The sequence below is a fragment of the Spiroplasma endosymbiont of 'Nebria riversi' genome (genome assembly GCF_018831625.1).
Taxonomy (GTDB): Bacteria; Bacillota_I; Bacilli_A; order Mycoplasmatales; family Nriv7; genus Nriv7.
Window position 1 is genome coordinate 330,237 of record NZ_CP065193.1, and the last position, 13,391, is coordinate 343,627.

Here is a 13,391-nt window from a genome sequence, read left to right on the forward strand (position 1 = left end):
ATTTTACATAAAACCCTTTTAAAATTATCAAGTTGATGATTTTTTTTATTTTATCAAGAGTTTTCTACAAAATTAAAAGAATATTTTAATAAATCAATATTTCCTTCATAAAAAATTACAAACGGTGGTTTGTAAATTGTTTTTAAGCCAGCCGGATATTGTGAACTTAAAATTGTTAAATATTGGCAAGTAATTTTATCTTCAATATTTTGTAATTCTTCCAACGCAATTTTTTCCTTTTTATCCAATGCTTCATATACTTTATCTCAATTACCATCGTATTTGATAACAAAATATAATAATACTTTTTCCATAATTATTATGAACCTCCTGTTATTATGGTATGGCATCCCTTTTTTGGACACTTTTTATGTAGACTGTCATTTTCTAAATTCAACAACAGGCGTTAAATAATTTAAACTGCCGTGTATTCTAAGATTATTGTATCAATTAACAAAATCAAATAATTCGCATTTTAATTGTGTTAAATTTTCAAATTTTTTACTCTTGATAAATTCCGTTTTAAAAGTTTTGTAAGTTTTTTCAGCCACAGCATCGTCATAAGAACAACCCTTCGCAATCAATGATATTTTAGTATTAAAGGTTATTAAAATTTCATCAATGATTTTATTTTTGAACTCATTACCACGATCAGTATGAAATAAAGTTATTTTATTTAATGGTTGTGTTATTTTATGAAAAGATTGTTTAACTAGTTCAGCGGTTTTGTTTGGTCTGGCACTATAGCCAATTATTTTTCGATTAAACAAGTCAATTAATAAACAAATATAATGTCATTTTCCTCCAACTTGCACATATGTTAAATCACTAACAACAACTTCATTAGGTTTTTTGTTATTAAATTGACGATTTAAAACATTACTAATTTGGTCATTATTAACCATTGTTTTATGATTACGATATTTTAATTTGGTGTATTTAGAAACCAAATTATTTTTGATCATAAGGAATCTGATTTTTCGACATGATAAGATAATATCTTTTCTCATTAAAACAGCTTTAATTTTACGAGCACCATAAATTTTACGACGGACGCATAAAGTTTTGTTAGGTAGGGGGATGTTTGAATAAGTATTAAGGCGGTCAGCAATGATTGTCTTTTTATTTTATAAGGTGTTAAAAATTTGTTCTTTGAAAATTGAATACAAGTGAATTAATAATGTTGGTATGTATTAAAACACGATAAATTGTGGGTGGCCGCCATAACCAAAAGAAATTTACCAGTTAATAGATAACACCCTATTAGCTATAGCAATTTGTTTCGTTTTGCAATAAAAAAATTAATTGGTGGATTAGGGTAGGATGCGGATATTAAAGTGTAGAAATTTCTATATAGGGATATGTTAAGTTTAAAATTGTTAAAATCTTTATCTAATTAAAAAACAAAATTTAATAACAAAGCTTGTTAAACACTTAAATCTGCGATATATAAGTGTTTAAAAAACTAAGTTAACTAACAACTTAGTTAATATAACTTAGTTTATCTATAAGAAAGGTAATTTACTATGAAAAACATTGAAAATATTTTCTTAAATACTAAAAAATATCTCTTAAAAGAAACACAAAACGCAATGTTTATTAAAGCCCCAAAAATTCCGTGATTTAATGAACAAATCGGCATTTGGTTTGCAAAGCGATTTGTTTATAAAGGACAATATGAGAATTCAATTTGCATTGGAATAATTAAAGATAGTGAATATCAAGTAATCTCAATTAATCAAAAAGAAAATGAAATCAAATTAATTAAGGGGCAAGAATTATTCGGTTTCTTCATTGCCGAAAAAAACAACAAAAAAGATATAAATTATAACTATTTTAAAGGAGCTTAAAAATAAATATCACAATTGGACTAATATTTATTATTATCAGCATAATGCTATCGGCATATTTTGCTTATAAAATTTATGCCAAAATAAAAATGCGAATTAAATATAAAAATGCCATTAAAAATAATTCTGGTAATTTTACAAAAGACGAAAAAGTATTTATTGCCCGCTTTGAAGAATGAGTTAAAGCTCCTAATTCAAAAAACAATAACGCGGATAAAAAATAATGTTTTGAAAAATTATCATGGAATTATTAAAACTGTTTGTTCCGATAGAAAAAATGCCTGCACAAGTTGCGTTTATTGCCGGATTAATTATTATCGTTACTTTTCTTTTCACACTAATTTCAATTATGTATTTACCAATAAAAATGATTTTTGGGAGATAAAAAAATGACAATAAACTTAAAAGAATTTAATTGAGAACAAATTAAACAAACTTTCTGAGATTTATTTATTCAAATTACAACTATTCCGGCTCACATTACTGGTGGTAAGGAAATTAAATTAACCAAAGCACCACTTTGACTTTTAATAGCAAACATTGCTTTTTGATTTTTAACAGCGATTATGGTGTGATTTATTTTAATGCTACTTTGAAAAACCATATCAGTATTTAGATAGAGGCCAAAATTAATGTCAAGAAGTTACATTGTAATGCATTCCCAGAGAAATTAAAAATTAATTAGAAAAAAAGGTCGCGTTTAGTTTTCTTAAGTATTGCTTTGAAGAAATAAAATAATCAGCTAATTATATTATTTAATTACTAAACCAACCCTGCCCTTCTTGTTATTGTCATTTTTATTCTTTTTCATTTTATCATATTATTGAATTTTTACACAACAAAAATTATTAATTTTATTAAATTTTAACTAATATTTTTACTTACTTAAATTTATTATATTTATTTGTTACAGCATTACCTTTATAATTAATTCAACTATCATCATTTTTATTATTATATTTATTTCATAATGAATTTTTATATATTTCTTTTCTGATTTCTATTTCTGAATTAATATTTTCATTAATGTAATGTAGTACATTTAATTTGTTTAAATTTGCCATTCTTAAATGTAATAGGTTATTTAAATTCTTATGATTATATATTTTTGCCCCATATCCTAATTGTTGTTTTACTAAATGAGATACATCACTTTCAATGCTACAACCGATATTTCATTCTAAATTTTGATGATGAATGCCATGCTTATTATTACTGAAATAATTACTCGCTTTCCTTAAATTTGTTTTAATATCTTTATTTAATTCATTTTTAGCAACATTACGAGTGTTTTTGATTAATTCTTGATGATTAAACTATCCTTATATAATTTAATTCAACTATTTAGTGTTACTTTGCGATTTTCAAAAATAATATTAAATGCGGTTTGTTTTAATTTTTTAATAGTATGATAACCATCTAAAATATATCTAACATTACCAAAACTATTGGCAATTTCTCTAATTCAAGTATCACCATCACCACAAACAATTATTCTGTCGTAATTAATATTTACATAATGTTTTTGTAATTCCTTAATTAATAAATCACGATAATCCATTGTATTTATTCGTTTACCAACTTTTAACATTAGAAAACGACCTCGTTTGTTTTCTAATTATCTACGAGCATTTTTGTAATTTTTTTCTTTATGTCCGGTATGAAAAGTAACTAAACGAATTCTTTGGTCTTGTTTAACTTTATGATCTAATGTCGCTAAAAAGGTCTCATCTAGTTGAATATATAAATCCTTATTTTTGACATCAATTCTAGTTTTAGTTTCTTTTTCTGCTAGTTGAAAATATTCGGCAATATCGTATTTATTTAAAATATTTGAAATACTACCTTTTGAAATATAACAATGATTTAGAACATCTAAAACATCGCGATACCTTTTACCATCTCCTAGAAGACTTAAAACTTTAAATTGAACATCAAAATAAATGCTTTGTTTAGGCAATAAACCAATTTCTTTTTCTAACAAACATACATATTCAAATTTCCCTAATTTTTGATTTCAATATTTATATCGGCGTTGTTTAAAAACAACTTCGCCAAAAATTGTAATAATTGTTCTTCAAGCAAAATAAACTACTTTATAACCTTGTTTTAAGCGATAATGATATTTATATAAGTATTCATCTAATTTTTCATATTCATTATATAATTGTTCACATTTATTAGTGTACATATTTTTATGGGTTGTAACTAAACTAAATCAATGCTTATTTTCTAAGGTTTTTACATTATTATTAATTTCTAACATAAAAAAACCACCTTTCTTGGTAAATCATATTTATGGGCGTCATGTTCACCTCTTAGGAGATTGTTATATAATAATCAAAAACCACCAGCTTTAATGTTTTTGTATTTGTAAAACAAATCACATACTTTTTTACGACTTTCAATGTTAAATTGATAATGAAGATTTAATGGTTTTGTTGATTTAATTATTAAATTACTAAAATCATTTGCATAATAACCAGTAATAATTTTTTTAGCTCAACGATAAAAAGTTATATCAATATTGTGAAAGTGTTTTTTAATTAATGATTTTAAAGTATTTTTTTCGGTATGAAATTATTTGCATAGGTTTAAATAATTGTTAATTCATTTTTTAGTTTTATGATAGTTTTTATCTCGGTAAAAACTCTTTAATCAGCATTGTAAGCGTGCTTCTAGGTTTGATAACTGATTCTCGGCGATAATATATTTCATTGTTTATAAACCTGATTTCTATTTAATTGTTTTTATTAATTTAATTTTATTATAACTAGTTGTGTTGTTGCTTGTAAAATTATTAAATATGGAGAGGTTACAATAAGTTGGACCATATTTATGTGGACTTTCAAATAAAATAAAATTATTAAGAAAGTAGGAAGATAAAAACGGGGAAAAACTCATATTCAAATGAATTTAAAAAAAAAATTGTCATGCTTTATCAAAACGGAAAAAGCATTGTTGAAATTATTAAAGAATACGGGGTTTCAAAATCAGCCGTATATCAGTGAATTGAAAATTTTAATAATTTTGGGTCATTTAAAGTGCAAGATAATCGCACTGTCGAAGAAAATGAATTAATTTACTTGCAAAAAGAAAACCAACAATTACGAATTGTAAATTACATTTTAAAGCAAGCAGCACCTATAATTGGCAAAAAATAGGAATTATCAACAATAATATATTCCGTACTAAAAATGTATCAAATATTAAAAATAGCAAAATCAACATATTATTATCAAACTAATAATTGTGTTAAGTATGATGTTAATAATTATGAAGAAGAAGTTAAGTTATCAGTACATTTAATAAAAGTCGTAAAATTTATGGTGCTCGTAAAATTAAAGTTGTTTTAATGAGAAAAGACATTATCTTATCACGTCGAAAAATCAGATTCCTTATGATCAAAAATAATTTGGTTTCTAAATACACCAAATTAAAATATCGTAATCATAAAACAATGGTTAATAATGACCAAATTAGTAATGTTTTAAATCGTCAATTTAATAACAAAAAACCTAATGAAGTTGTTGTTAGTGATTTAAAATATGTGCAAGTTGGAGGAAAATGACATTATATTTGTTTATTAATTGACTTGTTTAATCGAGAAATAATTGGCTATAGTGCCGGACCAAACAAACCGCTGAACTAGTTCAACAAGCTTTTCATAAAATAACACGACCATTAAATAAAATAACTTTATTTCATAATGATCGTGGTAATGAGTTCAAAAATAAAATCATTGATAAAATTTTAATAACCTTTAATACTAAAATATCATTGATTGCGAAGGGTTGTTCTTATGACAATGCTGTGGCTGAAAAAACTTACAAAACTTTTAAAATGGAATTTATCAAGGGTAAAAAATTTGAAAATTTAACACAATTAAAATGCGAATTATTTGATTTTGTTAATTGATACAATAATCTTAGAATACACGGCAGTTTAAATTATTTAACGCCTGTTGAATTTAGAAAACAACAGTCTACATAAAAAGTGTCCAAAAAAGGATTGCCACACCAGATAGAGGTGGATAATAATTATGGAAAAAATAATTCAAGAACTAGTAAATACTTTAACAGATGATCAATTTTTAGAATTTTATGAAAAAGTCAAACAACAAGCAGAATTAATAAAAAAAAACAAAAACGTTTAAATGAAATTGATCAAAAATTTAGAGCACAAGGTATTAAATGCCCTAAATGTGAATCTTACCATTGCTTTAAAAATGGACATAATTCAGAAGGAAAACAAAAATATTTATGTAAAAATTGCCGTGCAAGTTTTGACGCTTTTCGTAATCATTTTATTTATTGAAGTCATTTAAATTATGAACAATGAAATTTATTGATTCAAATTTCATTGCTGGGGCAATCTAGTAAAACAATTTCTCGTTTTATTAAAACTACATTAAAAACTGCTTGATATAATCGTCAAAAATTAATGAAATCAAAACAATTAGAGAATACCCAATTAAAATTTAAAAAATTATCTGGTAAAATCCAAATCGATGAAACATTTATTAAAGAAATTCATAAAGGAAATTTCAAACATAAAACTGATTCACGAAGAATTCACCTTGATCCATTCGCAACTAATACTAAATGCTGTATTCAAATGGCAGTTGATAATAATAACAATATTTATGTTAAATCCACAAACACCAAACGTTTACAAAAACAATGATTTATTGAAAATATGAACAAAGAATTAATTAACCAAAATTCAATTATTACTTCTGATATGCAAAAATTATATTTTTTAGTAGCAAAACAAACAAATTCTACTTTATGTGTAACTAAAACAACAATTAATCCTGAAGCTATTTATCGTAACTTAAATAAAATCAGTAAATTACAATCTAGTCTTGAAGAAGCCTTAATTCATTATCAAGGCTTAGGTTTTACTAATATTCAAAATTATTTAAATCTCTGAAAATGAAAATACCAACATAATGGTTTAACTCCAAACCAACAAACAGCGGTATTATATTTTAATGTATAAAAAATTAAAGTAAAAATAGTAATTTTACATAAAAGCCTTTTAAAATTATCAAGTTGATGATTTTTTTTATTTTATCAATAGTTTTCGACAAAATTAAAAATTAATTTTTCTGTTTTTAAAATTAAAAACGATATAATTATATTTAGAGGTGATAAAATGGAAAAAGGTCAAGCATTAATTAATGGTAAGTTGCTTTCTTCTACAAATGTTATTGAAATTACGAGTCCAAACACATTAGAAGTAATTGGTAGTGTTCCTGCTCTTTCGTTAGAAAATATTAATGATGCGTTTTTGGCAGCTAAGAATGTCCAAAAGCAATGAGAGGGATTATTAATTAATGAAAGAATTAAGTTTATTGAACAATGAAAGCAGTTAATTATTGAAAATACTGATGCGCTTGCTAATTTGATGGTCTTAGAAATTGCTAAAGGTAAAAAAGCAGCTATTTCTGAAATTAATCGCACAATTGAATATATTGATTTTACTGTTAATGAAGCATATCATATTTATCCCGAATCATATACAGGTGATGCTTTTAATGTGAAAAATAAGTTGGCAATTTTTTCGCGAGTTGCTAAAGGAGTTGTTTTAGCAATTTCACCTTTTAATTATCCTGTTAATTTATCGTTAGCAAAAATAATTCCGGCATTAATTATGGGAAATACAGTGGTTTTTAAACCAGCTTCACAAAGTTCTTTAACAGGATTATTTTTAGCTAAGTTATCATTTGATGCTAATTTTCCTGCTGGTGTCATTAATGCGGTTACTGGTAAGAGCAGTGTTATTGGTGATAGTTTAGTAACCAATCCAGCAATTAATGTTATTTCTTTTACTGGTTCTGATGTTACAGGAAAACATATTACGAAGATTACCAACAAAGTGGATATTATTTTGGAATTAGGTGGTAAAGATCCGGCCATTGTTCTTAAAGACTGTGATCTCGCAATGACGGCTAAAAAAATTGTTAAAGGAGCATTTAGTTATTCAGGTCAAAGATGTACTGCTATTAAAAGAGTTTTAGTTGATAATACGATTGCTGATGAATTGGTATCATTAATTAAAGTTGAAACAGAAAAATTAACAGTTGGAAGTCCGAATGATAATGCTGATATTACGCCAATTATTGATATGAAAACCAGCGATATTCTTCAAAAATTAGTTGATGACGCGTTAGAAAAAAAGGCATCGTTAGTTTTAGGAAATACTAGAAAAAATAATTTGTGATATCCAACAATTATTGATAATGTTACTAAGGATATGGATATTGCTTGGATTGAACCATTTGGACCGGTGTTGCCGATTATCAGAGTAACATCAATTGGTGAAGCGATTACGCTTGCAAATGGTTCTAAATATGGTTTACAAGCATCAATTTTTACTAATGATATTGATATGGCGGTTAAAATTGCTAATCAATTAGATGTTGGCTCAATTAACATTAATGATACTCCTCAACGTGGACCAGATTATTTACCTTTTTTAGGAATTAAAGATTCAGGGATGGGCGTACAAGGGATTCGCGAAGCATTATTATCAATGACCCGACATAAAGGTATTGTTTTTAATTGAAAGGCAGACAGATAATAGCAAGAAATTTAATAATGATATTGTTTTTAAAGTTAAGTATTTACTTAACTTTTTTTTGGATTTTTAAATTATAAAAATTAAATAAAATTATTGCTTATTGATAGTAAAATATTTTATAATTTAATAACAGATAGTTACATTGTATTTTATTAACAGTTAACATCAGAAAGGATAATTTAAAAATATGAAAAATATTTATCAGTTATTAAAAGTTTTTACGCCGCTTTTGTTTTTAACCCTATCAATTTTAGTTATTTTTGGTTGTAATTCTGAATATAATATTGCCGAAAAAAAATAATAAAAAAATTGCTATGACCATTATTGAAGAAGATTTAAAAACAATGGAAAGCATTAACAGAACAGCTTATTATCAGTTAATGAATCATAAAGTCTTTGAATGTGAAACCAAAAAAAATCATAAAATTGAAAAATTATTAGTTATGGGAACTCAATTAAATGGTAGTAAACTTATTACTAATGAAGAAACCTCAGAGGCGCTTAATTTTATTGTTAGTGATTTTGAGAAAAAATTTAATAATATTAATGATAAAGTCGCTGTAACATATTCCAATTACTATCCTAATCCTGAAGATAAGCCCTTAGAACTTATTTAAGGAGACAATAAAGTTTTCTTTAAATGAAATTAATTTAAGTGATTTAACAAGTTTAACCAAAAAAGATCCAAAATTTAAGGTCGCGTTTAGTTTTCTTAGGTATTGTTTTGAAAAAGTAAAACAATCAGCTAATTATATTATTTAATTACTAAACTAACCCCACCTTTCTTGTTGTTGTCATTTTTATTCATTATCATTTTATCATATTATTGAATTTTTACACAATGAAAAATTATTAATTTTATTAAATTTTAACTAATATTTTTACTTACTTAAATCTATTATATTTATTTGTTGCAGCATTACCTTTATAATTAATTCAACTATCATCATTTTTATTATTATATTTATTTCATAATGAATTTTTATATATTTATTTTCTGATTTCTATTTCTGAATTAATATTTTGATTAATGTAATGTAATACATTTAATTTGTTTAAATTTGCCATTCTTAAATGTAATAAGTTATTTAAATTCTTATGATTATATATTTTTGCCCCATATCCTAATTGTTGTTTTACTAAATGCGATACATCACTCTCAATGCTACAACCAATATTTCATTCTAAATTTTGATTATGAATACCTTGCTTATTATTACTGAAATAATTACTAGCCTTTCTTAAATTTTTTTTAATATCTTTATTTAATTCATTTTTCGCAACATTACGAATGTTTTTGATTAATTCTTGAGGATTTCCATCCTTATATAATTTAATTCAACTATTTATTGCTACTTTGCGATTTTCAAAAATAATATTAAATGCGGTTTGTTTTAATTTTTTAATAGCGTGATAACCATCTAAAATATATCTAACATTACCGAGACTATTGACAATTTCTCTAATTCAAGTAGTGCCTTCGCCACAAACAATTATTTTGTCATAATTAATATTAACATAATGTTTTTGCAATTCTTTAATTAATAAATCACGATAATCCATCGTATTTATTCGTTTACCAACTTTTAACATTAGAAAATGACCTCGTTTGTTTTCTAATTCTCTACGAGCATTTTTGTAATTTTTTTCTTTATGTCCGGTATGAAAAGTAACTAAACGAATTCTTTGGTCTTGTTTAACTTTCTGATCTAATGTCGCTAAAAATGTCTCATCTAGTTGAATATATAAATCCTTATTTTTGACATCGGTTCTAGTTTTAGTTTCTTTTTCTGCTATTTGAAAATATTCAGCAATATCATATTTATTTAAAATATTTGAAATACTACCTTTTGAAATATAACAATGATTTAGAGCATCTAAAACATCGCGATACCGCTTACCATCGCCCAAAAGACTTAAAAATTTAAATTGAATATCAAAATAAATGCGTTGTTTGGGCAACAAACCAATTTCTTTATCTAACAAACATACATATTCAAATTTACCTGATTTTTGATTTCAATATTTATATCGGCGTCGTTTAAAAACAACTTCACCAAAAATTGTAATAATTGTTCTTGTAGCAAAATGAACTACTTTATAACCTTGTTTTAAGCGATAATGATATTTATATAAGTATTCATCTAATTTTTCATATTCATTAGCTAATTGTTCACATTTGTTGGTGTACATATTTTTATGGGTTATAAATAAACTGAATCAATGCTTGTTTTCTAAGGTTTTTACATTATTATTAATTTCTAACATAAAAAATCACCTTTCTTGGTAGAGTAATTTTAACAAAGTTAAATTTAGTTAACTTATTTTTCTTTTTTAAAGATAAATGTTTTTCTAGAATTAGTATTCAATATTCTGAAAAAATGATAAAAATTCTTATTTGATGATTTATAATCAATTTGTATTAATTAGACTCTAAAAATTTAAGGAAGGATGTTTATTGTTCAATAAATTTATTAATTAGTAAAAATTCATAAAAAGGATTTAATAAATGAAAAAATTACTTAGTTTATTAAGTACAATAACAACAGCGAGAAGTGGAATAGCGGAAATTGTTGCCAATAGTCCTTATCCAACACAAGAACAACATGGTATGGCAACCATTTTTTGGACGCTTTTTATGTAGACTGTCATTTTCTAAATTCAACAGGCGTTAAATAATTTAAACTGCCATGTATTCTACGATTATTGTATCAATTAACAAAATCAAATAATTCGCATTTTAATTGTGTTAAATTTTCAAATTTTTTACCCTTGATAAATTCCGTTTTAAAAGTTTTGTAAGTTGTTTCAGCCACAGCATTGTCATAAGGATAACCCTTCACACTCAATGATCTTTTAATATTAAAGGTTATTAAAATTTCATCAATGATTTTATTTTTGAACTCATTACCACGATCAGTATGAAATAAAGTTATTTTATTTAATGGTCGTGTTATTTTATGAAAAGCTTGTTGAACTAGTTCAGCGGTTTTGTTTGGTCCGGCACTATAGCCAATTGTTTCTCGATTAAAAAATTCAATTAATAAACAAATATAATGTCATTTTCCTCCAAATTGCACATATGTTAAATCACTAACAACGACTTCATTAGGTTTTTTGTTATTAAATTGACGATTTAAAACATTACTAATTTGGTCATTATTAACCATTGTTTTATTATTACGATATTTTAATTTGGTGTATTTAGAAACCAAATTATTTTTGATCATAAGGAATCTGATTTTTCGACGTGATAAGATAATATCTTTTCTCATTAAAACAGCTTTAATTTTACGAGCACCATAAATTTTACGACTTTTATTAAATGCACTGATAACTTCTTCTTCATAATTATTAACATCATACTTAACGCAATTATTAGTTTGATAACAATATGTTGATTTTGCTATTTTTAATATTTGACACATTTTTAGCACGGAATATTTTTCTTTATTATTGTTAATAATTCCTATTTTTTGCCAATTATCAGTTCTGCTTGCTTTAAAATGTCATTTTCCATTCGTAATTGTTGGTTTTCTTTTCGCAAGTAAATTAATTCGTTTTCTTCGATAGTGCAATTATCTTGCACTTTAAATGACGCAAAATTATTAAAATTTTCAATTCACTGATATACGGCTGATTTTGAAATCCCGTATTCTTTAATAATTTCAACAACGCTTTTTCCGTTTTGATAAAGCATGACAATTTGTTTTTTAAATTCATTTGAATATGAGTTTTTCCCCATTTTTATCTTCCTACTTTCTTAATAATTTTATTTTATTTGAAAGTCCACATAAATATGGTCCAACTTATTGTAACCTATCCAACAAATTAAATTAGAAAACATAAATTATAAAAAACAAAGACGAAGCAATGATGAAAATAATAAAATAAATAGAATAAAAATTATTATTAAAACAAATGGAATAATTTATTCTTCAGGTCTTGTTTTTAATGATAAACTTTACTTTGGTTCAGAAGATTATAATGTTTATGAATACAACCCGGCGGCAGGCTAACAAAAATTTATTATGACGGCAAAGGGTTATATAAAATCTTCTGGAGTGGTTTTGAATGATAAATTATATTTTGGATCGGGAGATGGTAATGTTTATGAATATGACCCTAATGCAGGACAACAAAAAACTGTTATTAAAACAAATGTTTGAATTGAATCTTCTGGAGTTGTTTTAAATAATAAAGTATATTTTGGTTCAGCAGACAATAATGTTTATGAATACAATCCGGCCACAGGCCAACAAAAAACTGTTATTAAAGCAAAAGCTCAAATTTGATCTTCTGGGATTGTTTTAAATAATAAATTGTATTTTGGTTCAGATGATATAATAATATTTATGAGTATAATCCGGTAACAGGACAACAAAAAACTGTTATTAAAACAAATGTTTGAATTGAATCTTCTGGAGTTGTTTTAAATAATAAAGTATATTTTGGTTCATCAAATAAAAATGTTTATGAATACAGTAATTATGATTTAAATTCTAATTTAGGAAAAATTAGTAATAATTTTAATAATATAATTTTAATAATATAATTTTAATAATATAATTTTAATAATATAATTTTAATAATATAATTTTAATAATATAATTTTAATAATATAATTTTAATAATATAATTTTAAGTGAATTAAATTATTTAAATCCTGATTTAGATATTTCACAATTAGAAATTATTAGCAAAACAAATAATTTAGCTATAGTAAAGATAAAAGATAATTTAAATAATGATAATAATATAAAAATACATTATTCAATTGATAATCAACAAAATAAAATTATTAATTTAAATGAATTTCTTAAAAAAGCATTATTTTTTAAATTTCAAGATGGGAATCCAAATTTAAAATTTAAAGAAATAAAATATATTGATACTAATAATTTAAATTTTTCAAATACTGAAATAACAAAACAAGAACATACATTTTTATGA

General features: G+C 24.5%; 15 protein-coding genes and 1 pseudogene. 9 read left to right on the top strand and 7 right to left on the bottom strand.

Translation table 4 applies throughout. The features are described 5' to 3' along the window. Positions 1-50: 50 nt before the first annotated feature. The gene (locus I5Q57_RS02235; protein WP_215826613.1) at positions 51-314 is read right to left on the bottom strand and encodes a DNA-processing protein DprA; all 264 of its coding nucleotides are present in this window, start codon (positions 312-314) and stop codon (positions 51-53) included. A gap of 54 nt (positions 315-368) precedes the next feature. Continuing rightward, the gene (locus I5Q57_RS02240; RefSeq protein ID WP_369806564.1) at positions 369-1,115 is read right to left on the bottom strand and encodes an IS3 family transposase; all 747 of its coding nucleotides are present in this window, start codon (positions 1,113-1,115) and stop codon (positions 369-371) included. Positions 1,116-1,526: 411 nt separating this feature from the next. Here I5Q57_RS02240 and I5Q57_RS02245 point away from each other — a divergent pair, with 411 nt between their 5' ends. The 3 genes from I5Q57_RS02245 to I5Q57_RS02250 all read left to right on the top strand — a co-directional run bounded on the left by I5Q57_RS02245 (position 1,527) and on the right by I5Q57_RS02250 (position 2,470). Continuing rightward, positions 1,527-1,850, top strand: a complete 324-nt coding sequence (locus I5Q57_RS02245; protein ID WP_215826614.1) for a hypothetical protein — start codon at positions 1,527-1,529, stop codon at positions 1,848-1,850. An 89-nt stretch (positions 1,851-1,939) separates the two neighbouring features. Continuing rightward, positions 1,940-2,074: a hypothetical protein gene (locus I5Q57_RS09585; protein WP_256444905.1), complete on the top strand. Its 135-nt coding sequence runs from the start codon at positions 1,940-1,942 to the stop codon at positions 2,072-2,074. A 165-nt stretch (positions 2,075-2,239) separates the two neighbouring features. Beyond that, positions 2,240-2,470 (top strand): hypothetical protein, encoded by a 231-nt coding sequence (locus I5Q57_RS02250; RefSeq protein WP_215826615.1) that lies wholly within the window; start codon positions 2,240-2,242, stop codon positions 2,468-2,470. A 261-nt stretch (positions 2,471-2,731) separates the two neighbouring features. Here the strand turns inward: I5Q57_RS02250 and I5Q57_RS02255 are convergent, their stop codons facing one another. The 3 genes from I5Q57_RS02255 to I5Q57_RS02265 form a co-directional block, all read right to left on the bottom strand. Next, positions 2,732-2,914, bottom strand: coding sequence for a hypothetical protein (locus I5Q57_RS02255; RefSeq protein ID WP_215825990.1), 183 nt, complete (start codon positions 2,912-2,914; stop codon positions 2,732-2,734). 233 nt (positions 2,915-3,147) lie between these two features. Then, on the bottom strand, positions 3,148-3,441 hold the full coding sequence (locus I5Q57_RS02260; RefSeq protein ID WP_215826616.1) for a hypothetical protein: 294 nt from the start codon (positions 3,439-3,441) through the stop codon (positions 3,148-3,150). Positions 3,442-3,468: 27 nt separating this feature from the next. Then, positions 3,469-4,116, bottom strand: a complete 648-nt coding sequence (locus tag I5Q57_RS02265) for a UPF0236 family transposase-like protein (protein ID WP_215826617.1) — start codon at positions 4,114-4,116, stop codon at positions 3,469-3,471. A 667-nt stretch (positions 4,117-4,783) separates the two neighbouring features. Between I5Q57_RS02265 and I5Q57_RS02270 the strand changes: the two are divergent. The 4 genes and pseudogenes from I5Q57_RS02270 (at position 4,784) to I5Q57_RS02285 (ending at position 9,055) form a co-directional block, all read left to right on the top strand. After that, positions 4,784-5,843 (top strand): annotated as a pseudogene (locus I5Q57_RS02270) (IS3 family transposase). A gap of 3 nt (positions 5,844-5,846) precedes the next feature. Continuing rightward, positions 5,847-6,854, top strand: a complete 1,008-nt coding sequence (locus I5Q57_RS02275) for an IS1/IS1595 family N-terminal zinc-binding domain-containing protein (protein ID WP_215826618.1) — start codon at positions 5,847-5,849, stop codon at positions 6,852-6,854. A 156-nt stretch (positions 6,855-7,010) separates the two neighbouring features. After that, the gene (locus I5Q57_RS02280) at positions 7,011-8,438 is read left to right on the top strand and encodes an NADP-dependent glyceraldehyde-3-phosphate dehydrogenase (protein WP_215826619.1); all 1,428 of its coding nucleotides are present in this window, start codon (positions 7,011-7,013) and stop codon (positions 8,436-8,438) included. Positions 8,439-8,752: 314 nt separating this feature from the next. Continuing rightward, positions 8,753-9,055 carry a hypothetical protein gene (locus I5Q57_RS02285; protein WP_215826620.1) on the top strand — a complete coding sequence of 101 codons (303 nt, stop codon included), beginning with the start codon at positions 8,753-8,755 and terminating at the stop codon, positions 9,053-9,055. A gap of 373 nt (positions 9,056-9,428) precedes the next feature. On the opposite strand, the gene I5Q57_RS02290 is transcribed toward I5Q57_RS02285, so the two are convergent. After that, positions 9,429-10,706: an Mbov_0401 family ICE element transposase-like protein gene (locus tag I5Q57_RS02290; protein ID WP_215826621.1), complete on the bottom strand. Its 1,278-nt coding sequence runs from the start codon at positions 10,704-10,706 to the stop codon at positions 9,429-9,431. 241 nt (positions 10,707-10,947) lie between these two features. Between I5Q57_RS02290 and I5Q57_RS09590 the strand changes: the two genes are divergently transcribed. After that, entirely contained in the window at positions 10,948-11,082 is a 135-nt protein-coding gene (locus tag I5Q57_RS09590; RefSeq protein ID WP_256444906.1) for a hypothetical protein, read from the top strand. Here the strand turns inward: I5Q57_RS09590 and I5Q57_RS02295 are convergent. Beyond that, positions 11,075-12,183 (bottom strand): IS3 family transposase gene (locus tag I5Q57_RS02295; protein ID WP_215826622.1). Its coding sequence is split into 2 segments (ribosomal slippage): positions 11,075-11,943 and positions 11,943-12,183, totalling 1,110 coding nucleotides; the frame shifts between segments, so codons are not numbered across the junction. The genes I5Q57_RS09590 and I5Q57_RS02295 overlap by 8 nt on opposite strands. A 286-nt stretch (positions 12,184-12,469) precedes the next feature. Between I5Q57_RS02295 and I5Q57_RS02300 the strand changes: the two genes are divergently transcribed. After that, a complete protein-coding gene (locus I5Q57_RS02300; RefSeq protein ID WP_215826623.1) occupies positions 12,470-12,811 on the top strand; it encodes a Kelch repeat-containing protein in 342 nt (113 codons plus the stop codon). The last annotated feature ends 580 nt before the right edge of the window (positions 12,812-13,391 follow it).